We start from the raw sequence: 22,281 nt of genomic DNA on the forward strand, positions 1-22,281 counted from the left end.
CCCGGAAAGTTCAATCTAGACCATCAATTTTTAAATGCTAGTAATCTAGGTTCTTCTAAAATAGTATAAATATAGCACCAAATATTTGAAAAATAATCCAAAAAAGGGGAGTTATAGACTAAATAGTATAAAAATTTACTAGGAAATTTTTAATTCACTGCTATTGGAAAGCAAACTGTTATTATTTTAATTACAAGGCTTTATTTAATTTTACCGATCAAGTTTTTTAAGTCTTGTGCGATTGACAAGACCTGGTATTATGCATGTGTTTTTTAAGTTATCAGGCTAATATGAAAGATAATGATATTTTAGTAATTGATCTATTCTCTGGGCCAGGTGGACTCGGCGAAGGATTCGCCTCTTACATAGATAATAATAAGCATCCTTTTAAAATAGGTATGTCTGTTGAAAAAGATCCACATGCTCATATGACACTAACTACAAGAGCGTTTTACAGACTTGCAAAGCAAACAGGCTGTCTAGATGGTTACTATCAATATTTAAATGGTAACCTTACAAGAGATGAACTGTTTGAATCATATAAAGAAATTTATAAATCAGCTTTTCAGGAAACCTTGAAAGGTCCTTCTGAATTAGGTAAAGATAATGACCACATTCATGCTAGGGTAAAAGAGCTAACAGAAAATCATAACGGACCTAAAATTTTAATCGGAGGCCCGCCCTGCCAAGCCTATAGTTTAGCTGGTCGTTCCAGAAATGCCGGCAATAAAAACTATGTACCCAAAGAAGATCATCGCCACTTTCTTTACAAAGAATATCTACAGGTTCTATCAATTGCAAAACCTGATGTTTTTGTCATGGAAAATGTCAGAGGGATTCTTACTGCAAAAGTTGAGAATCAATTAATATTTCCTCAAATTCTTAAAGACCTGCAGAATCCGTCAGAAATCACAGGATCAGAAGCTTGCCCTTCATACAAAATATATTCTCTTGTTGAAAAAACAGAAGAGGGAGATAACTCTACTACTCCAGACAAACTGAATTACCTGATTAAATCCGAAGAATTCGGGATTCCTCAAGCTCGACACCGAGTTATTCTGCTTGGAGTGAGGGAGGATATTGAACATATACCTGATATCTTGGATAAAAATATTTACCCTAAAGTTTCAGTTAAAGAGGCTATTGGTGATTTACCAAAACTACGAAGCGGGTTATCAAAAAAAGATGATTCTTATTATTCCTGGCAGCAAGTTGTATCAAGTAATGCCGAAACATTAAGCGCATTAAATAATATTGGTGTTGATGTTAATAAAACTTATCTCCAACCATATAAAGATTTAAAAAGAAAAGAAACTATTCATAAATATAAATCATCAAACCAGTTGCCAGATCATTTGAAGAAATGGATTCTTGATCCTGAACTGAATTTAGTTCTCAATCATGAGACAAGAGGACATATGGAGTCAGATCTGCTCAGATACAGTTTTTGTGCATTATATGGTGAACAGAGAGGGTTCTCACCTAAAGCTGAAAATTTCCCGACTAAGCTTGCTCCACAACACCAGAACTGGAATTCTGGGTCTTATAATGACCGTTTTCGCGTGCAGCTTGCTCATAAGGAAGCGACTACAATAACAAGCCATATTTCAAAAGATGGTCATTATTTCATTCATTATGATCCAAAGCAGTGTAGAAGTCTCACTGTAAGGGAAGCGGCAAGATTACAAACCTTCCCTGACAACTATATATTTGAAGGAAACCGTACTAATCAGTATACGCAGGTCGGAAATGCTGTACCTCCATTTCTTGCTCGACAGATCAGTAAAATTGTTTTCTCATTGTTAAAAAAACATTATAGCGATTTATAAAAATTAAATTCCGATGTTCACTCATGAATGACTGAACATCGGAATTGTTGCATGGTTAATAGTCCTAAAAGCGAATTTAAACAATTTCAATAAAAGAACTCTCCCCACGTAACCATTCAGAAATAAGATTAATTACTTTATCTGGATCTTTAGTTGCACCTCTAATACTACATTCCCAGACAACACCTACCCTCCAGTTATTTTCTAACAATAAATTTATTGATTTACTGTCATTAGCTTGGTTGCGTGTTATTTTTTCCTGCCAGAATTCAGTTCTGGTAGCGGGTAATTTAAAAAGACGGCAACCCTTATGACCATGCCAAAAACATCCATTTACAAAAATCACAGCCTTATATTTAGGCAGAACAATATCTGGTTTACCTGGTAGATTTTTTACATGAAGACGAAAGCGGAATCCTTTTTTATGTAGTAATTTACGGATTAGTATCTCAGGTTTCGTATTCCGCCCTTTGATACCCGCCATCATACGACTTCGGGTAGAAACATCGACAATATCTACCATACTTTTCACCCTACTATTTTGCTTCGCACTTTCTACCGATTGATTTAATAATTTAAGTCCGTTTCTTTATTAAAGTGAACCCTACCGGGTTTGTCGGAGACTTTTTATTTAAGTTAGGCCTTATAAATTACTGTGGTATATCTGTTTTATCTTTACCACCCAACCAAACTAAGTATTCATTTTCGATCGCCTGCTTATATGCCCAGTCAGCAACGCGATGTGAACGCTGCAGATCGGTTAGAAAACCTAATTGAGAAATCTCTCGAATAATAGATTGATCAGGCTTTGTTGCACAAACCTAGCATCAAAAGCTTATTCAGCAATATAATTTCAAAATGAATAAGCCTGCCTCTAAAATCTACCGTACAACCAATTGGTCATCCTATAACCGAGCCTTAATTAACCGAGGTAATATTTCCATTTGGTTTGATCCAAAGACTCAGTGGTATGCACAATCACAAGGCAAGCAAGGTCGAAATCAAACCTACTCCGATACAGCGATTCAATGCTGCTTAATGATCAAATTACTATTCCGACTCTCTTTACGTATGGTCACAGGTTTTGTTCAAAGTCTGATTAAACTCTCTGGATTAGATTGGACAGCTCCGGATTATTCCACCCTTTGTCGTAGACAAAAGCATATTGATATTGCGATTAGCTATCAAAAAAGTAGTGATGGACTGCATCTACTCGTAGACTCTACTGGTTTGAAGTTTCTTGGTGAAGGTGAATGGAAACGCAAGAAACATGGGGCTGAATATCGTCGCCAATGGCGTAAGCTTCACATTGCTATAGATGCTAAAACCCTGCAAATACGTGCAGTACAACTCACCACAAATAATGTCAGTGATTCTCAAGTACTCGAAGATTTACTTGCTCAAATTCCCTTGGATGAACCAATTGATTCTGTTTATACAGATGGTGCTTATGACACAAAGCACTGCCGACAAGTCATTTTAGATCGAGATGCACATGCGATCATTCCACCTAGAAAGAATGCAAAGCCTTGGAAGGATCAGCAAGCGAGGTCTATAGAGCGGAACGAATTATTAAAGACAGTCAAACGGCTAGGCAGATCGCTTTGGAAAAAGTGGTCTGGTTATCACCGTCGAAGTTTGGTTGAAACCAAGATGCATTGCATCAAATTATTAGGCGATAAATTAACAGCGCGGAGTTTTCCAAGTCAGGTGAATGAGATCCATGCACGCATGGCAGTCTTGAATAAATTCACAGAATTAGGTCGCCCTCATACCCAAGTTGTCTCTTAAATTTGAGTAGCTTAAGGGAACTCAGCCTTTCAAACCTTTATGCAACAAAGCCCCTCACCGCTGGAAACCTGAACCCCGTTAAAACTTGGCGATGGCGTTCAGCGGATGCTTACACTAAAACGAAAGCAGCCTCACCACAAACAAATGGGATCTGCGAGCGCTTCCATAAGACGATCTTGCAGGAGTTTTATCAGATTACTTTTAGAAAGAAACTCTATAGCTCATTAGAAGAGTTACAGCTTGATCTAGACGGTTGGCTGAAATTCTATAATACTGAACGAACCCATCAGGGTAAGGTGTGCAATGGCAGAACACCATTTGCTACATTACTTGATGGAAAATGTATTTGGGCTGAAAAGAATTTAGCTCAAATTTAACCTGACAGTCTTAAGCAAATATCGGTAACTGTCAGATCAGGTTTGAGCTAGTACAGCATTTAAAATTGATAGTTTGGAGCTTCTGCTTGTATAGTCATCCACTGCCATTGAGTAAATTCATCTGCATTCGCTGGACCGCCAATGCGTGTACTATTTCCAGATGAACCATACCCGCCAAATGGATTTAAAGTTTCATCACTCACAGTTTGATCATTTATATGCAATAGACCAACTTTTAGCTGTTGCCCTAATTTCATACCGCGACCAACATTAGAGGTAATAATACCTGCCGATAGCCCATAATCCCCCATATTTGCTAAATCTATAGCTTCTTGGTCTGTTGAAAATGGAATTAATACAGCTACTGGACCAAAAATTTCTTCACTAAAAATAGGATTATCTTGTTTGACTGCAGATAATACGCTTGGCTCAAAAAAGGCGCCTTTAGAGTTTCCACCAATTTCTAGTATTGCTCCATGCTCTATTGCATCATTAACTAATTGTTTAACTCGCAGGCTTTGCTTTTCATTTATTAATGGCCCAATTGTTACATTTTCTTGAGTTGGGTTACCTACAACAAATTCCTTAACTTTCTCAACAACCTTATTTTTCAATTCTGTATAGATATTCTGATGAATCAGTATCTTTCCTGATGTCATACAAATTTGTCCCGAATGAAGAAATGCACCCCAAACAATATTTTTAGCAGCTAATTCAATATTAGCATCTTCCAAAATTATAAGTGAGTTTTTACCACCTAACTCAAGTGATACTTTTTTTAAAGTTTTACCTGCATTTGCACCAATAGTACGGCCTACTGCTGTTGAACCAGTAAATTGAATACTATTTATATTAGGATCAATGGTTATAGCCTCTCCAGTTTCAGCATTGCCAGGTAAAACATGCAGTAACCCCTTAGGCAAACCAGCAAGTTCAAAAATTCTTGCAATAGCATAACCACTGCATACTGCAGTGCGCTCATCCGGTTTAAGGATGACAGCATTACCAAAAGCCAAGGCTGGTGCAACAGCACGTATAGCTAAATATAATGGAAAATTAAATGGAGAAATTACGCCTACCACACCTAATGGAAGACGTTTGGCAATACTAACCTTTCCATTCGAAGTTGGGAGAACGGTTCCTTGATCCATGCTTGGCAAAGCAACGCAATTTTTTAAAACCTGTAAGGCAATATTAACTTCAAAATTAGCTTTCAAACCAATAGAACCGCTTTCTTTGACAATCCACTCTACTAATTCAGCCTGATGTTCAACTACAATTTCTACAGCTCGTTCAAATACAGTTTGCCGTTCTTGATAGCTTAGAGCCCACCAATCCTTTTGCGCTTTTTGGGCTTGCTTCCCTGCTTCAATAACATTGTATTTATCGGCATATCCAATTTTACCAAGCGTTTCACCCGTTGCAACTTCTTCAACGCTATAATGATTTTCTGTATCAAACCAAGTACCATTAAATAATTTTCCATTCCAAATCGATTGAGGGATTAATGACATAATAATTTCCTAACATCCTGTTAAATAAAAGTAATACTCTGTTTCACCATCAGATAACAATGAAACATTAATTATCAATTAAAAGTTTCAAATAGTTTAATTGGCACTTTCCAATCCGACCTTACCAGCGACAGTTGATTCAATTTTCTCTATTTGGTCATCAGGTTTAAATTCATTTTCACCTTCATATTTTGGTAAAGCTGAATGAAATGGGCAGCCTGTAAATTTTGGATCATCTTTGTATAGAGCCGAAAACTGTGCAGGAAATTTTTTATCCAAATCACGAATTTTCTGTTTAAAAGTATTTCGTTGCTCGTCACTCATCTCTTCGCGCATTTCAATAAAACTACGCGGAGGATCATCCTCAAATGTATCTTTATGCCAAAGGATAAAGGCAAGCATTTTAGGAAGGATTTCTTGCGCCATTGGTAAAGGAGGATCAATTTGCATTGTTTTCAAAGTCGACGGTAAAGCAAGGCTACGAATTAATTGATGACCTAACCAATGTAATTCTTCAGGGAAATGACGTTGAACAAATTGTTCATAAATTGCTGATGCAATTAAATTCCCTTGTTCAGGCTGAGGTCTTGGCGTATTTTCGAGGTCTTCACAAAAGCGAATGCAACCTTCAAAATCTTCTGGGTATCCCTCTACTGGTATATTATTTTCCGCTCGAAATAACTTGCACATTTCCCCCCAAAATTTATGAGAAGCTATTTTTTCATTTTCCGAGACTCCAGGTAATCCTAGGCGAAGTCGAAAGCGATGACCTAATATCGCTGAGAAAGCACAAACATAAATATAGTCTTCTTGATATGAAAAGTTTCCAGGATATTTCTTAGCCCAAAATGCATGCAAGTTATTAATTCCTTCCACAGATTTTTTTGTGCGTTCATCATGAGGGCCATACCACCACCATAAAGCATTTGTGCTTTGAGTTTGTTCTACCCGAGAGTTAGCCCGTTCTACAACTTTCCCGCCTTTATCTCGCCAGACAACTTCTGACCCCCATTCCGTAACAACAAAATTAGGAAATGTTAAGGCATACATCAAATTAGACATAAACTCACTGGAATCATAACAAGTCGCAAGTTGCCAGATTCTCACATAATCTTTTTCTGGATTTAGTCTCTCAATTTCAGCCCTAATCCATTTTTTTGGCGAACTATTCATAGAAGTATTTCCTATATTTATTGATATCTAGAAAATATTAAAAACACAATTTAGGGAAACTCATTTTTTGTGTTTTAACATTTAATTTCTTAGTTACTATTTATTATGCATAGTAGAAATTAACTCAATAATTTACATACCTAAATTTCATAAGATTTTGATATCATAAAAATCATATTTAGAATGAAAAAATCATTTTTTCATTCTTCCATTTAATTACTTTGGCAAATGAGCAACATCTATAAAATGCTACCCATATTAAATATTACGGGAGAATTGCTTAACATTTTTGAGATACAAACATATATGATGCAATCACACGCGACACTCTTAACTAAACGAAAACGTTTAGTTAAGAGTGATTTTTATACACCTATTAATTAATGTCAAGCTTAATTTGGACAGAAGTGTAGTCTATTTTTTGAATTAATTTACCAAAGCAAAATTAATTGGATCATTACGATATGCGAAAAAAAACTAAGGATAAAGAACTCTTGTTTGTGAAAACTGCAAAAGATTTATTTATAAAACAAGGAATTGGAAGCACATCCATGGAAGCAATAGCAACGGAGGCTGGTGCTTCGAAAGCAACTTTATATAGCTATTTCCCAAGCAAAGAGTCTTTATTTGAAGCAGTTGTTAATGAAGCTGCCATTGGTGCGCGTGAATCTTTTGCATTTGCAAATAAAACAGAAAATCTTGTTGAAGCATTACATCGCTTAGGAATGGCATATTTAGAATTAATGACACGTCCAGATATCATTGCAGTAAATCGATTAATTATTAGTGAATCAGGTCGGCAGCCTGAATTAACTCGAATTTTTTATGAAAATGGGCCACGCAACATACATCTTTCAATATGTGAAACATTGCAAATATTCATTAATAAAAAAATAATAGATATAGCAGATGTACAGCAGGCAGGCATATACTTCAAAGCAATGTGTGATGCTGAACTTGTTGAACGTCAACTTTGGGGGTTAGATGATGCACCTACATCAAATAAGTGTAAAAATTCTGTAGAAAATGCTGTTAAATTTTTTTTAGCAGCATTTTCCTTGAGCCATATCATTAAAGTTAATAATAATTAAGCTGAATTTCACTTTAAAAATTAATAAATCATAGCTTTGCATCACAATCATTCAATATAAATTAAATTTGCCTGATAAAATCATCAGGCAAATTTAACATTAAAACAAATATAACCATCTAAATATAACATTTTCAGAATTTTCAAATCTATTCTCAACTTTAGATTCTTTATGGGATGTTACATAAAATTTATTATTACCATAATCAAGCATAAAAGCTGGCCCAATTGCAAAAACATTTTCTTTTGAATTATCTATAGTTTCGTTATTAATTTTATCCTTTGTTAATTGATGAAGATAATATCCATTTATACCTAAGGTAAGATGCTCCCCCATCTTATATCCTAGATTATAATTAGTAGTTAAAAATTGACCTGATTGCGTATTTCTAATATTATCATCAAGTGGTATGCTACTTGATGGTGAAGTATTTTTAAAATTATAGTAATAATATGGCCTTAAGCTAAGGGAAATATTTTCGTTAAAATTAAATGTCATTGCCGCATATAAAAATATAGATGAAAAATTTGCGCCTGGGTTTATATCTTTATTTTTGTCATATTCACCAACAGGAATTGTAATACCAACACCTAGACGATCAGAAAATATTGGATTGTTTTTAAAATAAATTGGATCATGTTGAATATCTATCCCAATCGTTGGGTCTCCCATACCAAAAGGCTTATCTTTAAGTTGAACAGGACCATTCATATCTGCATCTAAATGTATAAATGGAACAATTAAATCTAAACCTGGATGACCTCCAAGTATTGTCTTTTGAGTATCAAACATATAAACATATTGATTGTTTATTACTGTTGTTTTTAAAGAAGATTTTCCTGGTAAAGCATTATTCCCGTGACTATCTTTCAAGTTGCCTGCATTTGAATAGCCAATATAGGTTTGCCAAATAGAATCATTAGGTTTACCTCCAAACCCATCATAAAAACTGGTTGCTCCTAAATTAATGCCATTAGGTAACGTTACACTCGGGATTGCAGCATAAGACATACTTGTGCAAGTTATAATGTTTAATAGATACAAAACTTTAAAAGATGACTTCATAGAAAAATCCTTATTTCTATACTGAGATTGTTTAATAACAGTGATACTAATCACTTTAAAAAATAAAACTATTTATGTGTGGTATAAACCATCCAAAATAATGAAATATCCATTTAAAAATTATTAGTATTAAGTTAATTCATTTATCACACTTAACTGAACGACACCGTTTGGTTAAGTGTGATTTTTATACAATCCCAACAGAGTGTCAAGAAAAAATTAAAACAATAAATTTTTCTTATAAAGAAGTAAGCGTCCGCTGAACCCCACTTTTTCTAACTCATTAATACCGCGATAGTCTCCACTTAAATTTAAGTGGACACCTATTTATGGATTTAAAGACAGTTATAGACAGTGCACCAACGCTAAAAAAGCCCCGTCGAACCTTCACAGCTGAATTTAAACATCAACTTATTCAGCAATGCCAGCAGCCAGATACATCAGTGGCCAAGGTAGCAATGCAACATCAGATCAATGCCAATCTGCTACATAAATGGATTCGTCAGTCCAGATCAATGCCCCCTGCATTAAAAACCCCATCCATTCCACAGACTGACTTTCTTCCGGTTATTCTTCACCCGACTCCAGTCAAACAAGAAGCACCTCTACCACCTGTGCCAGAGAAGAAAGCTGTCGCTCATATCAGGATTCCATTACATGAGGCACCAAGTTCCGCAAGGGATCAGATGATCGAGATCGACTGGCCGGTGGAGTCAGTAACTGAATTACTGTTGCTGATCCAGGGTTTGACTCAATGATTCGTATTGATGAGATCTGGTTGTCTACCCAGCCGATGGACATGCGTGCAGGGATGGATACAGCCATGGCTCAGGTGCTGAGAGCCTTTGGCTACATCAAACCGCATTGCGCTTACCTGTTCTGTAATAAGCGTGGCCATCGTATGAAAGTGCTGGTGCATGATGGACTGGGTATCTGGCTGTGTGCCCGGCGGCTGGAACAGGGGAATTTCCACTGGGCTAAAGTTCACCAGGGTGAAAGTATGGCGATCAGCCCGGAGCAGTTACAGGCACTGATCCAGGGTTTGCCCTGGCAAAGAATCGGACTGCAGCAAGTGGTAACAATGCTCTAAACCAGGCTCATCCATTCTGCTATTCTCCAAACGTTCTATTTCCTCTGCATCATGACCTCAGGCATACTGTGGTCATGAATACGCTGCCTGATTTAAGCCAACTGACCCATGAACAACTGCTGGAATTTACCAGACAGTTGGCGATGCAGCATCAGTCTCTGGCACAATCTAAACAACAACTGGAACAATCAAATCAGCAATTAGATGCCAGAGTTCAACATCTTGAAGTCACCAATCAGCCATTAGATTCTAAAGTTCAACATCTTTCTATTCTCAATCAAAAATACGAGCATGAGCTTGCACTATTTAAACAGCATAAATTCGGCAGTAAAAACGAACATCTAACCGCAAAACAAATCCATCTCTGGGATGAAGCGGTTGAAGAAGATATTGCAGCGGTTGATCTGGAACTGGAACGACTGAATGCAGATAAAACCAATGCAGCTGCACAGAAAGCCCCAGTCAACAAACCTAAACGTCGACCACTGCCAGATCATCTACACACCATCCGTATTGAGCATGAACCTGCATCAACCCAATGTGCTTGTGGATGCCAACTCCGGCGTATCGGCGAAGATGTCAGTGAAAAACTGCATTTCAGACCGGCACAGTTCTATAAGGAACAGCATATCCGTGGCAAATGGGTCTGTGATCAGTGCGACACCCTGACTCAGCAAGCGATGCCAGCCTATGTGATTGATAAAGGCATTGCTTCACCTGAACTGCTCAGCCATGTGTTGGTATCGAAGTATGCCGATCATTTACCGCTGTACCGTCAGCGCCTGATCTATCAGCGGGCGGGTATTGATTTATCCAGATCAACGTTATCTGACTGGATTGGCCGCTGTGGGGTGGAACTGGAACCTCTGGCCAATGCCTTAAAACAGGTGGTACTGCAACAGCAGGTGATCCATGCAGATGAAACACCGGTGACGGTCATGCAGATGGGTGAAAATGAGAAAAAGCCCAAAAAAGGTTATGTCTGGGCCTATGCCAGCACACAGTACAATCCAGTTCAGGCAGTGATCTATGACTTTCAAGATAGCCGTTCTGGCCAGCATGCTGAAGACTTCCTGAAAGGCTGGCAGGGTCATTTGGTCTGTGATGATTACAGTGGTTATAAAGCACGCTTTAGATCAGGTCAGGTCATTGAGGTGGGCTGCATGGCACATGCACGTCGTAAATTCCATGAACTACATGTGACCAAGAAAAGTCAGGTCGCTGAACAGGCATTAGTGCTGATTCAGAAATTATATGCGATAGAAGCAGAATTAAGAAAAAAGATGGATGGTACAGCGGAAGACCGCTGCGAATACCGACAACAGCATAGTCAACCGGTCATGCAACAACTATATGAATGGCTCAACCAACATCAGCTGACGGTGCCATCGAGTTCTCCAACCGCCCGGGCGATCAATTACAGCCTAAAACGTTGGACTGCTTTAAGCCGCTATCTGGATGATGGCAATCTACCCATTGACAATAATTGGATAGAGAACCAAATGCGTCCCTGGGCCTTGGGGCGTAAGAACTGGCTATTTGCAGGTTCGCTGCGCAGTGGTCAACGAGCTGCCAATATCATGACTTTAATCCAGTCAGCAAAGCTGAATGGCTTGGATCCGTATGCCTATTTAAGTGATGTGCTGAAAAGGTTGCCAACACATAAAGTGCCCCAAACAGAAGAATTACTACCTCACCGCTGGAAACCTGAACCCCGTTAAAACTTGGCGATGGCGTTCAGCGGATGCTTACTGTATATCTACTTTCTAACTCATCTCAAAATAGTCTCACCATAAAAACACTTAACGACCTGTTTACTATAGAGAAAAAACCATTAAATGCTTCTGGTAAGAATAATGTAGATATTCTTCTAAGTGAAGAAATATCTAATATTATCAAGGCATATATCCTTGTTTCTTGACAAAATGAAATATTATTATTAAAAAAAATTGAACATTAAATCCAATTAACTAATTTCTAACTTTCAAGTCAAAAAAGCCTTAATAATATGAGGCTTTTAATTTCAGAGATTTAATATTTAATAATCATGCAATGATAATTTTCCATACGATTGAATTTTTTCAAACTCTTCCTCATGTTGTTCAAGTAGTCTCTCCAATACAAAACATTGCTTTGAAGATAAATCCTTAACCTTTAATCCAGCTGCTTTTAGAATACCTTTTTCCTTAAATCCAACTTGATGCTCTTTCTCTAGATACTGTAAAAAATCTCTCCAGAAATATTTATCTATAGAATTTATTTTGTTCTGAATAGATATAGTATCAGCTATTTTCTGTTTATGGTTTGCTTCATCTACGATTAATTCAGCCTTTTCTTTATCAATTAATTCCTTAATAAACTCTGAAGTAATAAATTTATCAAGTTTTTGTGATTCAGCTATAATCGTACCCCAACAAGCATCTTTCTTAGCCCATTCTGAAGTATTATTTGTTGTACGAGCTTGGTTTGGGCTGGTCAGAATATTATTTATCTCCCTAGTTAGTTCAACTAGAACTTCTTCGAAGTTAGCGGAGAGACACTGCTCCTTCCACATTCTTAAATAATCAATTTTTTTACTATTTTTCTTTAAAAAATAAGATAGATATGCAAGCGTATAAATAACAATATTAGCTCTATAACCATTTGTATACCATTCTTGAACTGATACTAGCTTTTCAGTTTGTTTAAAAATGATCGCTCGAGCCACAATTTTTTTAAAGTAATAATCATTTACCTTGCCCTCTGCCTCCATTTTTTCCAGTTTTTAGAAATATATTCAGAGAATTTAGCAAAGTTCTTTTGTGCTCCCATATTTACCCATTTAGGCTCAGGGCTATCCCATATCATCATATATTTTGCTAAATCTGTCTTAGTAAAAAAGCTGCGTTTTGGGATACTTAATTTTTAATAAATTACGGTTTCCACTTGCCAACATTTCATTATATTGCCTACGTGAACGCTCATAGAACCATCCCGAGTCCCTCAGAACTGTTTTTGTTGGTGGTGCCCATAACTTTCTTGATAATTCTTCAATCTTAATATGATAAGGATGATTAGCAGAAAGGTCTGAAACATTCACTTTATTCTGGGTATTAGCATATTCAGAAATTTTAGGAATTATCTTCTCACTTTGACTGTCAGAAACTATAGTTAGCTTCATCTGGACAAATATCTTAGAAAGGTCTGCCTTATCCTTTATTTTTGCTTTTGCTAAAGAAGCAGTAGTTTGTCCACCATTTACTATTTGCAAGTCAACTATTCGTGAAATAAAGCTTCGTCCTTCCTTATAAATAATTTCTATATCAGATGCTGTAGCAGTAATACCGTTATTATAAGAAAAGAAATATTCTGGTTCATGTAAAATAGTATTTCTGATTCCTTTATTAACTCCTCCTTTTGCTTGTAAAAAGCTACGTACATTTTGCTCTAGCAATCTTGCTCCATAATCATTATATAGATCAGCAAGAATATCACCTGGACAAATTACCAGATAAGAAGGTAAAGCTGTATCACCTAAATGAGCATGTAGACAGTCTAATGGTAATTGATAATTTTTAACAAAATCAATCTCCAAAGCTGAACCGTACCGGGTTTGTCGGAGACCAAACTTTCTGAGATGAGACGCATTGCTTCGCAAGACGTAGCGAAGCGTAGTGATCCGATGAAAAACCTAAATATACCCCTGAAATCAGAGATAGAGCGGTTCAATTATTGATTAAATTTGAAAAAGATTATCCATCGAATTGGGCTGTGATTGCGCCTAAAATTGGTTGCACTCCTGAAACTTTACGAGTTTGGTATCAAAAATATTTAGATCAACAAAATTCAATTAAAGTACAGCAACTTCCATATCAAGAACGTATTAAACAGCCCGAACGTGAAAATAAAGAAGTGCAACGTGCGAATGAAATTCTCCTTAAAGCAGCCACTTTTTTCGCCTAGGTGGAGCTCGAACGCCCACACAAATAATGCTGGATTTCATCCATAACAATAAAGACCTATATGGCGTTGAGGCGATTTGTAAGATTTTTTCCGATCGCAGCTTCTACCTATTAATTTAATTAAAAATGGGGGTATTACCCCTAGTTCTAGTTGATGGGAAGCTTCGCTTCGCAAGGGAACATCAAACTAAGCGAGATCTACATGATTTGCATCATGCTGAATAAATTAAACGAATTTGGAAAGAAAGCTCCGGGCGTTATGGCATTTTAAAAACATCAGACAGCCTATCTAAGAGATTATTTATTGGTCTACTATGATAAGACTAACCCGTTAAGCTAGGTGGCCTAACTTAAATAAAAAAGTCTCCGACAAACCCGGTACAGTTCACTTGAATATCCCATGTCTTATAGTGTATTAAATATTTGAGAACTTAGCTATAGTTTGTAATTTATATTTTTTATAAATAAATCAACCACATACTCAACCCAAATACTAATTTCACTATCAGAAATCGTATAGTTGGTATGTGTTAGACATTTAAGATGCGCATCACTTCGTAATAATGCCAAAAATATATTTGCTGCTATATCAGCAGAAGAACTTAACTCAATCTCTTTATTCTTTTGAGATTTCTCAAGATAACCCGCAATAATATTTGCAAGCCGTTGCGGCCCAACTTCAAAGAATTTTTCGGATAACTCTGGAAATCTTACTGCTTCCGCAATACAAACCCTAAAAAATGCCAATCCTGAATGCGACAAGATAAAACAAAGATAGGTTTTCCCCATCTCGGTTAAAGCTGACCGTAAATTTTCCGCTTTTGTCTCAACTAAAATAATTTGCTCTTGCATGTTTGTGCATTGTCGTTCAATGACCGCGGCGAACATCACTTCTTTATTTTTATAGTAGCCATACATGGTGGCTTTTGAAACACCCGCCTCTTTTTGAATCATATCTGTTGTTGTGCCACTAAAACCATGCGTCAGAAAAAACTTTGTTGCTGCATCCAAAATTTTTTGATCTTTTTCATTGGTTTTAGTTGTTACAGACATAGTGACCTTATAAAAAATTGAGCGACTTCATTTGTAGTGTAACTCATCGAAAAGTTCAAAATCGAGAATTGACGGCAATTTAATTAAAGAGTAGAGTACCGATCGGTACAGTACAGTAAATATCTGCTCGGTGCAATGAATTGATGCTTAAGATTTAAGGTAAAAGATGAATACAAAACCACTCATCGGTTTAGCAGGTGCAATATTTGCTGCAATGACTGTTGAATTTAATAACCGAATTACCAGCATTACCTTAGTCGACATTCGTGGCGCGATGGGAATTAGTGTCGACTCTGGTTATTGGGTCAACAGTATTTACGCGAGTGCCATGATTATTGGCATGATTCTGTCTACCAGTTGGGCGGTAATTTTTTCTATGCGCAGAGTTCTGCTTTTTGCCATAGGACTTTGCCTCTTTTCTAGCGTTTTAATTCCTTTTAGCCCAAATATCGAAATATTTTATTTACTACGGGGCTTACAAGGACTCGCCAATGGCTTAACCATTCCTTTATTAATGGCATGTGCACTTAGATTCCTAGGACCTGAAATTCGTCTATGGGGCTTGGCCTGCTATGCATTAACAGCAACTTTTTTCCCAAACTTAAGCGCTGCGCTTGCTGCCTTTTATTTGGATGTGATTGGTTGGAAGATGATATTTTTCCAAACCATTCCTTTTTGTGCTTTAAGTGCTGCACTGGTTTATTTTGGGATTCCCCAAGATCCGTTAAATTACTCAAGAATAAAAACTTACGATTGGACTGGCGCGATTCTAGCCATTATTAGTTTGGGAAGCCTTAGTACCATGCTTTTGCATGGCAATCATTTGGACTGGTTCCATTCAAAATTGATTTGTGTTTTGGCTTTAATTAGTGCGATTACTTTACCTTGGTTTTTTATACATGAATGGCGTTATCCGTCGCCCTTAATTAAGCCGCAAATGCTCGAAATACGAAATTTTGCATATGCTGTTTTCGCTCTCTTTTGCTTTGTCATTATTGGTATGTCTACCAGCACATTGCCACTGAATTACCTCAGTGCTGTGCATGGCTATAAACCGACCCAGACCATGTGGATTGGCTTACAAATTGCCGCATTACAATTTATCTATATTCCTATTGTTGTGAAGCTTTTAAATCAAGCTTGGGTGGATAGCCGATATGTACACGGGTTTGGCTTACTTCTGGTTATTGCTGGTTGCCTAGGTGCAAGTCAACTTGATACTACATGGAATCAAGATCAGTTTTATTTCTGGCATGCAATCTCATGTTTAGGACAAACCTGTGTAGTGCTCTCGCTCTTAATGATGGGGACAAACAGTGTTCACCCAACTATGGCAATTTATGCATCCCCTATGATTAATACCCCGCGTGCTATTAGCGGTGTACTGGGTGTTTGTATTTTGGACTGGGTCAATCGAGTTCGCGGTGAATATCATTCAACCCGGCTGATTGAAAATACTGCCCAACATGTTTTCCAAAATATTCAAGGCCCTGTTATTAACCCACTGACTCCCCCTGTGCTCACCGCAAATGGTGCAGATCGTGTTTCAGGTGGTTTATCTGCTCTCAACTCTGCGATTCAAGTGCAACAATCAGTTTTAGTTATTAGCAATCAATATCTCATCTTAGCTGGCCTTACCGCTATTTTGTTCATTGTTATGTTGATTTTGCCAGTTCGAACTTATCCGCCACGCATTGCTCTCATTAAGTTAATGAATAGTCATAACTCAGGAAAATCTTTATGAGTACTCTCGAAGCCCAAAACACCACCCATACCGAGCCACCCAAGTTAACCAAGGTGCAATATCTCAAAAAGCATTGGGTTATGGTTATTGCATTCATTATTGTCTTAGCATCTATTTTGTGGGTTTTAAAACTTATATTTTTACCATCTTCGATTATTGAAACAGACGATGCGCGTGTAGATGTAGAGTACTCAACTATTGCCCCAAAAGTGTCAGGTAATATTGAGGAAATTTACATTAAAGATCATCAGACCGTAAAAAAAGGCCAACTTTTAGCGCGGATTGATGCACGTGACTATCAAGCTGCTTTGGCTGAGGCTGAATCTAATTATGCAAAAGCACAAGCTGACCTGAGTGAAGCGATGCTCGCAGTGGATAGACAACCCACTGTTATTCGAGAAACTGAAGCACAACTTAGAAAAGTAGAAGCCGGAATTAAACTCACCAAAGACAACACGGCGCGTTATGAGCAGTTGCAGGCACTTGGTGCTGAATCTAGATTGATTACGCAACAGTCAAAGACCACATTGACTGAACAATATGCCGACTTAGACAGCAGTAAAGAAAAAGTGATTGATGCACAGTATCAGCTCAACCAATACAAGATTCAGGTACAAGCCAAACAAGCTGCTCTTAAACAAGCACAAGCCGCACTTGATAAAGCAAAACTGAATTTGAGCTATACAGAAGTTCGTGCGCCTATTGATGGCATGATTGGTCAAAAGTCAGCTAACTTAGGTAACTTTGTGAGTGCTGGTAATCCATTAATGGTGATTGTGCCTTTAGACCAAGTGTATGTAGAAGCCAACTTCCGTGAAATTGAGTTAAAAAAGATCAAGATTGGACAACCAGTTAATGTCTATGTAGATGCTTATAACGTTGAATTAAAAGGTGTGGTAGACAGCTTTTCTCCTTCTACTGGCGCATTTTTCTCTCCGATATCTGCAACCAATGCAACTGGTAATTTTACCAAGATTGTTCAACGTCTTCCTTTACGAATCAAGCTTCTTGAAAATCAAAAAGAAGTTAAATTATTACGCCCAGGTTTATCTGTTTTAGTCTCTATAGATACAATTCAAAAGTAAGCGTCCGCTGAACCTGAACCGTACCGGGTTTGTCGGAGACCAACTTTCCTGCGATGAGAAGCGCATCGCTTCGCAAGGGAACATCGAGCAAAACGAGATCTACATGATTTTCATCATGCTAAGCAAATCAAACGAATTTGGAAAGAAAGTTCGGGCCGGTATGGCGTTCGTAAAGTCTGGCAACAACTGCAACGAGAAGTTATGTTATTGCGCGCTATACAGTTCTCGATTGATGCAAAATCTTGAAATACAAGGTGTATGGCGTGGTAAGAATACAGATATGGTGCTTGATGCGCTGAGTTATGTGTCGTCTTTTGAGCTTGAAGCAATGTACGATTATAAGATTAACCCGTTAGGTCAGGTGGCCTAACTTAAATAAAAGTCTCCAACAAACCCGGTACGGTTCAGAAATGCTTTGCCCTACCCATGATATCCCCCTGATAAAAATTGCTGGTCACAGGCTCTGTAAATTGTGTGCTAAAGAAATCGTCCATCATTCTCATATGGCTTATGAGGACGAATTAAAACAGCGCTTATTGCACCAGAAAATCAGAAATTTAGGGCTTAATAAACGCTACCTAGAATGCGGTTTTAAAAATTATGTAATCACATGTCATGAACAAGACAATGCAATCAAACTATGCCAAGCCTTTGCACAACAGATTATTTCTGGTCATTCACCCAATCTATTACTTATCGGCACATCTGGTACAGGTAAAACCCATCTAAGTGCCTCTATCCTTCGCAACATCCTACATAATAGTGTGAAATCTGCACGCTATTACACCAGTGCGGAAATTGCTCAAAAAATGATGGATACCTGGTCTGATTCGTCTCATTCTGAAAAAGAATTAATCGACCATTTCTCCAGTTTTGATCTATTAGTAATTGATGAGTATGGCTTACATGATCGCCATGAGAAGCGCTTAGAAATGGTACATAAAGTTTTATATAGCCGTTATGACAATATGAAGTCTACGTTGCTTATTTCTAATTTGACATTACAGAGAATGAAGCAAGATTTAGGAATTCGTTTATGGTCGAGATTACACGAAAACAATTTAAATATAGTGCCTTGTTATTGGAAAGATAATCGTCTTAATTATATCTAAATTCAAAATAAAGGTAGCTGCTTGCTACCTTTATTATCATTAAACTAAAAATTTAGATTTTCTATTTTCCCAGAAATCTGCAAACTAGTTCTATGAATTTTGTCACTTATATTTTTTAAATTATCTATACTTTTTTCTGGAACTACTATACTAAAACTTCCAATTAATTTATTTTTAAAAAAGATTGGTGAGGCAATACCATAAACACCAATATCTAATTCGCTATAAGTAATACAGACTTTATTTTTTCTTATTTCTCTTAAATATTTATAAAAACTATCATACGATTTATGTTCTGTAATTTTTAAAATTTCCATAGAGTGCTTATTATATATCTCCCATATTTTATCATCATTTAACCACGCTAATATTGATTTAGATGTAGCCCCTTTAAATATATCCATAGTTTTCCCTCTTTCATAACTTATATTAAAATCACAATCACCCCCTTTAACCTGGTGTACACAAAGTACTTTATCCTCGCCATATAACCGAGATAAAACAACTACTGAATCCTTATATAAATTAGATATTTCCATCATTAAATTTTCAGCCGATTTAATTAAAGGATCATTTTCACGAATATTACGATCTAACTCAATAATTAAAGAGCCAAGAACATAATTAGATGGAGTTTTCTTTTCTAGAAGCCCTATAGATTCGAAATCAGATAAATACCTATAAGCAGAAGCAGCAGATAAACCTAGTTCTTTTTTTACTGTTTCTACATCTATAAAAGTACGAGTTTTAAATAGACCTAGCAACTTTGAAAAATTATGTAACTTTGTCATGAGTAGTACACCAAAACAAACTATTGTTTTTAAAAAATTTTTAAAAAAAAATTTTTAAAACCTAAATTTATGTAAACTTTTTATAGCATTTTTCTCAACATATAAGAATTAAAATTTAAGTAGAAAATATTTCATTCAAAATCCCTGCAAACAAAACATTGGATTAAAAAGGAACTTTTTATGAAAGAGATTGGTGCACGTTTGAAGAAGCTTACTTTAAGCTCAACAACTCCAGAGAAACTTGCCGAATTTTATGCTCAAGCCTACAAACTTGATCTCTTAAAACAAGATAATCACTTTATATGTCAGAAAGAACAAGTATTATTGGAATTTATTCCTGGAGAATCAGGGCAATTAGTCCAAGTGGATTACATTTTTAATCATTATAGAGATTTTGAAAACTATAAATCATATTTAAAGGAAAAAATTGAGATAAATAATATCTCTGATAATGAATTTACTATTAATAATCCACTAGGACATATTGTAGGTTTTAGCTTTAATGAATATGAAAAAACTCATACCAATAAATCTCCTCGGTTACAACATTTTGGAATACGTGCTGTAGATATCGACTCTCTCAGTAATTTTTATGAGCATGTTTTAGGATTTACCATTTCTGATCGCGTATATAACGAGCAACAAGAACTTACTGCTATTTTTATCAGAACTGACCAAGAGCACCATTCTTTTGCAATTTTTAAATCACCCATTAATCGTTTTGACCATTTTTCCTGTGAGGTGCGTGATTGGACAGAAATGAAGACGTGGGCAGATCATATGGCCAAATGCTCTATTGAACTTGCATGGGGAATAGGTCGCCATGGTCCTGGCAATGATACATTTTTCATGATTAAGGATAGTGATGGAAATATGGGAGAAATTTCGGCAGAGCTTGAACAATGTTCACCAGGTCGTCCAGTTGGCATTTGGAAACATCACCCTCTAACGCTCAATCAATGGGGCGTTGCGATTATGCGCTGTTAATTTTCAATATCACTCAACATATTCGTAAAAGGGAAAAGTATGGAAACTATAAATACCGAAGTTTTAATAGTCGGTGCAGGACCAGTAGGATTGATGTTGGCAAATATGTTGGCATCTTATGGCGTAAAGACCATAGTTATTGAAATAAATGCCTCCTATGAAGTTGAACCACGTGCAGTCTCAATTGATGATGAAAGTTTAAGAAGCTTACAACAAATAGGTCTTGCTAAAAAATTCTCAGAACAAATTGTTTTAGGGTATGGAGTCCAGTATTACGACTGGAATAATAAACCGCTCGCAGAAATTATGCCTGCTAATGAAGAATATGGTTATCCAAAACGTAATGCATTTCGTCAGCCGGATTTAGTTAAACTTCTAGCTGATCATTTGAATACCCAAAATAATGCATCTATTAAATTTGGTCATCAACTTATAGATATTCAAGAGACTAGTAATTCTGTTATTTGTGAAGTTCAGAATACGAATCAAGAATCAATTAAAATTCATGCTAAGTGGCTTGTAGGATGTGATGGGGGTAGAAGTTTTACTCGTGACTCAATAAACGTTGTTTTAGAAGGTCAAACATATCCACAAAAATGGCTGATTGTTGATTTAGATGATCGAAAAAGTAGCTTAAAACACACTAAAACCTACTGTGATCCTTTAAGACCTGCTATTCGCCTACCAGGACCAAATAGAACTTTAAGATATGAGTTTATGTTACATCCTACTGATAAAGATCAGGATGTATTGCGTGAAGATGTTTTTAGAAATTGGATACGTGCAAGGGTTCCTGAAGACTCAAGATTACCCTTAGTACGCAAAGCTATTTACGGCTTTCATGCTCGTGTTGCCTCTTCTTGGAAAAAAAATCGAATTCTATTAGCAGGTGATGCAGCACATCTCACTCCTCCTTTTGCAGGACAAGGTTTAAACAGTGGAATAAGAGATGCGACGAACCTAGCATGGAAGTTGGCCGGAGTCTTACATTGGGGGCTCGATGAAAACGTAATTGACTCTTATGAATCAGAACGTAAACCGCATGCTGCAGCACTTATTAAAATGGCATTGCAAATCGGCACTTTTATGCAACCTAAAAATAAATTTAGCGCCATCTTAATGCAAAATAGTTTAAGGGCCGCTTGTTTCGTCCCTACATTCAAAGACTATATTTTACAGCTCAAATTCAAACCTAAACCACATTTCCAAAATGGATGGTTTATCAATAATGGGCCGCATAAATATGCTCAATTAGTTCCACAGCCTAAAGTTACTGACTTACATGGTAACACTCAGTTATTAGATGAATATTTAGGGAATGGATTTGCTGTAATTGGCTGGGCAAGTCAGCGATATTTTGACTCCATAGAAGAGTTAGTACCTAAAAATGTACCTATAAAGTTTCTTGCTTTACTAAATGAAAAGAATGACTGCAGGCATATGAAAGTTCCTGATCAATTCATTCTAATTCGTGATGATTCAGGATCAATAGCAAACCTTTTAGAGAAATTAAAAGCTGAAGCCTTAGTTATCCGCCCTGATCGGTATAGCTATCAAATTGTTCAACCAACAGAGCTATTCGCAGGTAAAAAGACAGTAACAGCAACAGAGATAGTTACTGCATAAACATTAATTGTG

17 protein-coding genes, 5 pseudogenes and 1 other annotated feature are annotated in these 22,281 nt (G+C 36.7%); of the genes and pseudogenes, 14 read left to right on the forward strand and 8 right to left on the reverse strand.

The window, feature by feature from the left end; genetic code table 11:
* The first annotated feature begins 263 nt into the window (after nt 1-263).
* The gene (locus AC1IR0_RS09475) at nt 264-1,829 is read left to right on the forward strand and encodes a DNA cytosine methyltransferase (RefSeq protein ID WP_155237105.1); all 1,566 of its coding nucleotides are present in this window, start codon (nt 264-266) and stop codon (nt 1,827-1,829) included.
* Nucleotides 1,830-1,905: 76 nt separating this feature from the next.
* Here the strand turns inward: AC1IR0_RS09475 and AC1IR0_RS09480 are convergent, their stop codons facing one another.
* Both AC1IR0_RS09480 and AC1IR0_RS09485 read right to left on the reverse strand, forming a co-directional pair.
* Nucleotides 1,906-2,352: a very short patch repair endonuclease gene (locus AC1IR0_RS09480; protein ID WP_005108368.1), complete on the reverse strand. Its 447-nt coding sequence runs from the start codon at nt 2,350-2,352 to the stop codon at nt 1,906-1,908.
* 127 nt (nt 2,353-2,479) lie between these two features.
* Nucleotides 2,480-2,632: pseudogene (locus AC1IR0_RS09485) on the reverse strand (HNH endonuclease); the annotation flags it as partial.
* A 55-nt stretch (nt 2,633-2,687) separates the two neighbouring features.
* On the opposite strand from AC1IR0_RS09485, the gene AC1IR0_RS09490 reads away from it, so the two are divergent.
* Both AC1IR0_RS09490 and AC1IR0_RS09495 read left to right on the forward strand, forming a co-directional pair.
* Nucleotides 2,688-3,620, forward strand: a complete 933-nt coding sequence (locus AC1IR0_RS09490) for an IS5 family transposase (RefSeq protein WP_005103080.1) — start codon at nt 2,688-2,690, stop codon at nt 3,618-3,620.
* A 110-nt stretch (nt 3,621-3,730) separates the two neighbouring features.
* Nucleotides 3,731-3,997, forward strand: a pseudogene (locus AC1IR0_RS09495) (integrase core domain-containing protein); the annotation flags it as partial.
* 59 nt (nt 3,998-4,056) lie between these two features.
* Here AC1IR0_RS09495 and AC1IR0_RS09500 read toward each other — a convergent pair.
* Together AC1IR0_RS09500 and AC1IR0_RS09505 are read right to left on the reverse strand one after the other, a co-directional pair.
* The gene (locus AC1IR0_RS09500) at nt 4,057-5,511 is read right to left on the reverse strand and encodes a benzaldehyde dehydrogenase (protein WP_436915729.1); all 1,455 of its coding nucleotides are present in this window, start codon (nt 5,509-5,511) and stop codon (nt 4,057-4,059) included.
* 96 nt (nt 5,512-5,607) lie between these two features.
* Nucleotides 5,608-6,684, reverse strand: coding sequence for a hypothetical protein (locus tag AC1IR0_RS09505; protein ID WP_436915728.1), 1,077 nt, complete (start codon nt 6,682-6,684; stop codon nt 5,608-5,610).
* Between the two features lie 464 nt (nt 6,685-7,148).
* Here AC1IR0_RS09505 and AC1IR0_RS09510 point away from each other — a divergent pair, with 464 nt between their 5' ends.
* Entirely contained in the window at nt 7,149-7,775 is a 627-nt protein-coding gene (locus AC1IR0_RS09510) for a TetR/AcrR family transcriptional regulator (RefSeq protein ID WP_168370623.1), read from the forward strand.
* Nucleotides 7,776-7,874: 99 nt separating this feature from the next.
* Here the strand turns inward: AC1IR0_RS09510 and AC1IR0_RS09515 are convergent, their stop codons facing one another.
* Nucleotides 7,875-8,840 (reverse strand): SphA family protein, encoded by a 966-nt coding sequence (locus tag AC1IR0_RS09515; protein WP_067765066.1) that lies wholly within the window; start codon nt 8,838-8,840, stop codon nt 7,875-7,877.
* A gap of 329 nt (nt 8,841-9,169) precedes the next feature.
* On the opposite strand from AC1IR0_RS09515, the gene tnpA reads away from it, so the two are divergent.
* From tnpA to tnpC, 3 genes are all read left to right on the forward strand, one after another.
* Complete coding sequence (gene tnpA / locus AC1IR0_RS09520; protein WP_000364662.1) at nt 9,170-9,598, forward strand: IS66-like element accessory protein TnpA; 429 nt, start codon at nt 9,170-9,172, stop codon at nt 9,596-9,598.
* On the forward strand, nt 9,595-9,930 hold the full coding sequence (gene tnpB, locus AC1IR0_RS09525) for an IS66 family insertion sequence element accessory protein TnpB (protein ID WP_120752736.1): 336 nt from the start codon (nt 9,595-9,597) through the stop codon (nt 9,928-9,930). Before tnpA ends, tnpB begins: the two co-directional genes overlap by 4 nt.
* 74 nt (nt 9,931-10,004) lie before the next feature.
* Nucleotides 10,005-11,651, forward strand: coding sequence for an IS66 family transposase (gene tnpC, locus AC1IR0_RS09530; protein ID WP_479741333.1), 1,647 nt, complete (start codon nt 10,005-10,007; stop codon nt 11,649-11,651).
* A gap of 317 nt (nt 11,652-11,968) precedes the next feature.
* Here the strand turns inward: tnpC and AC1IR0_RS09535 are convergent.
* Nucleotides 11,969-13,567, reverse strand: a pseudogene (locus tag AC1IR0_RS09535) (AIPR family protein).
* Between the two features lie 50 nt (nt 13,568-13,617).
* Here AC1IR0_RS09535 and AC1IR0_RS09540 point away from each other — a divergent pair.
* Nucleotides 13,618-14,177: pseudogene (locus AC1IR0_RS09540) on the forward strand (transposase); the annotation flags it as partial.
* Nucleotides 13,857-13,974: a sequence feature (AL1L pseudoknot), on the forward strand. Its footprint overlaps the pseudogene before it by 118 nt.
* A gap of 129 nt (nt 14,178-14,306) precedes the next feature.
* Here the strand turns inward: AC1IR0_RS09540 and AC1IR0_RS09545 are convergent.
* On the reverse strand, nt 14,307-14,924 hold the full coding sequence (locus tag AC1IR0_RS09545; protein ID WP_479741334.1) for a TetR/AcrR family transcriptional regulator: 618 nt from the start codon (nt 14,922-14,924) through the stop codon (nt 14,307-14,309).
* A gap of 166 nt (nt 14,925-15,090) precedes the next feature.
* Between AC1IR0_RS09545 and AC1IR0_RS09550 the strand changes: the two genes are divergently transcribed.
* The 4 genes and pseudogenes from AC1IR0_RS09550 to AC1IR0_RS09565 all read left to right on the forward strand — a co-directional run bounded on the left by AC1IR0_RS09550 (nt 15,091) and on the right by AC1IR0_RS09565 (nt 18,865).
* Nucleotides 15,091-16,668 (forward strand): MFS transporter, encoded by a 1,578-nt coding sequence (locus AC1IR0_RS09550; protein WP_479741335.1) that lies wholly within the window; start codon nt 15,091-15,093, stop codon nt 16,666-16,668.
* Nucleotides 16,665-17,753 (forward strand): HlyD family secretion protein, encoded by a 1,089-nt coding sequence (locus AC1IR0_RS09555; protein WP_479741336.1) that lies wholly within the window; start codon nt 16,665-16,667, stop codon nt 17,751-17,753. The genes AC1IR0_RS09550 and AC1IR0_RS09555 overlap by 4 nt, the downstream gene beginning before the upstream one ends.
* Nucleotides 17,754-17,831: 78 nt before the next feature.
* Nucleotides 17,832-18,027, forward strand: a pseudogene (locus tag AC1IR0_RS09560) (IS3 family transposase); the annotation flags it as partial.
* A gap of 136 nt (nt 18,028-18,163) precedes the next feature.
* Nucleotides 18,164-18,865, forward strand: coding sequence for an ATP-binding protein (locus AC1IR0_RS09565; RefSeq protein WP_479741337.1), 702 nt, complete (start codon nt 18,164-18,166; stop codon nt 18,863-18,865).
* A gap of 44 nt (nt 18,866-18,909) precedes the next feature.
* Here AC1IR0_RS09565 and AC1IR0_RS09570 read toward each other — a convergent pair whose 3' ends face one another.
* The gene (locus tag AC1IR0_RS09570) at nt 18,910-19,656 is read right to left on the reverse strand and encodes an IclR family transcriptional regulator (RefSeq protein WP_479741338.1); all 747 of its coding nucleotides are present in this window, start codon (nt 19,654-19,656) and stop codon (nt 18,910-18,912) included.
* Between the two features lie 180 nt (nt 19,657-19,836).
* Between AC1IR0_RS09570 and AC1IR0_RS09575 the strand changes: the two genes are divergently transcribed.
* Both AC1IR0_RS09575 and AC1IR0_RS09580 read left to right on the forward strand, forming a co-directional pair.
* Nucleotides 19,837-20,643 (forward strand): VOC family protein, encoded by an 807-nt coding sequence (locus AC1IR0_RS09575; protein WP_479741339.1) that lies wholly within the window; start codon nt 19,837-19,839, stop codon nt 20,641-20,643.
* A 39-nt stretch (nt 20,644-20,682) separates the two neighbouring features.
* Complete coding sequence (locus tag AC1IR0_RS09580; RefSeq protein WP_479741340.1) at nt 20,683-22,269, forward strand: bifunctional 3-(3-hydroxy-phenyl)propionate/3-hydroxycinnamic acid hydroxylase; 1,587 nt, start codon at nt 20,683-20,685, stop codon at nt 22,267-22,269.
* The last annotated feature ends 12 nt before the right edge of the window (nt 22,270-22,281 follow it).

It is taken from the genome of Acinetobacter sp. 129952 (genome assembly GCF_056642055.1).

What these genes read in the sequence shown, in the direction of transcription:
- AC1IR0_RS09475 (WP_155237105.1), top strand. Translation starts at nt 264, where the DNA reads ATGTGTTTTTTAAGTTATCAGGCTAATATGAAAGATAATGATATTTTA.
- AC1IR0_RS09480 (WP_005108368.1), bottom strand. Translation starts at nt 2,352, where the DNA reads ATGGTAGATATTGTCGATGTTTCTACCCGAAGTCGTATGATGGCGGGT.
- AC1IR0_RS09490 (WP_005103080.1), top strand. Translation starts at nt 2,688, where the DNA reads ATGAATAAGCCTGCCTCTAAAATCTACCGTACAACCAATTGGTCATCC.
- AC1IR0_RS09500 (WP_436915729.1), bottom strand. Translation starts at nt 5,511, where the DNA reads ATGTCATTAATCCCTCAATCGATTTGGAATGGAAAATTATTTAATGGT.
- AC1IR0_RS09505 (WP_436915728.1), bottom strand. Translation starts at nt 6,684, where the DNA reads ATGAATAGTTCGCCAAAAAAATGGATTAGGGCTGAAATTGAGAGACTA.
- AC1IR0_RS09510 (WP_168370623.1), top strand. Translation starts at nt 7,149, where the DNA reads ATGCGAAAAAAAACTAAGGATAAAGAACTCTTGTTTGTGAAAACTGCA.
- AC1IR0_RS09515 (WP_067765066.1), bottom strand. Translation starts at nt 8,840, where the DNA reads ATGAAGTCATCTTTTAAAGTTTTGTATCTATTAAACATTATAACTTGC.
- tnpA (WP_000364662.1), top strand. Translation starts at nt 9,170, where the DNA reads ATGGATTTAAAGACAGTTATAGACAGTGCACCAACGCTAAAAAAGCCC.
- tnpB (WP_120752736.1), top strand. Translation starts at nt 9,595, where the DNA reads ATGATTCGTATTGATGAGATCTGGTTGTCTACCCAGCCGATGGACATG.
- tnpC (WP_479741333.1), top strand. Translation starts at nt 10,005, where the DNA reads ATGAATACGCTGCCTGATTTAAGCCAACTGACCCATGAACAACTGCTG.
- AC1IR0_RS09545 (WP_479741334.1), bottom strand. Translation starts at nt 14,924, where the DNA reads ATGTCTGTAACAACTAAAACCAATGAAAAAGATCAAAAAATTTTGGAT.
- AC1IR0_RS09550 (WP_479741335.1), top strand. Translation starts at nt 15,091, where the DNA reads ATGAATACAAAACCACTCATCGGTTTAGCAGGTGCAATATTTGCTGCA.
- AC1IR0_RS09555 (WP_479741336.1), top strand. Translation starts at nt 16,665, where the DNA reads ATGAGTACTCTCGAAGCCCAAAACACCACCCATACCGAGCCACCCAAG.
- AC1IR0_RS09565 (WP_479741337.1), top strand. Translation starts at nt 18,164, where the DNA reads ATGCTTTGCCCTACCCATGATATCCCCCTGATAAAAATTGCTGGTCAC.
- AC1IR0_RS09570 (WP_479741338.1), bottom strand. Translation starts at nt 19,656, where the DNA reads ATGACAAAGTTACATAATTTTTCAAAGTTGCTAGGTCTATTTAAAACT.
- AC1IR0_RS09575 (WP_479741339.1), top strand. Translation starts at nt 19,837, where the DNA reads ATGAAAGAGATTGGTGCACGTTTGAAGAAGCTTACTTTAAGCTCAACA.
- AC1IR0_RS09580 (WP_479741340.1), top strand. Translation starts at nt 20,683, where the DNA reads ATGGAAACTATAAATACCGAAGTTTTAATAGTCGGTGCAGGACCAGTA.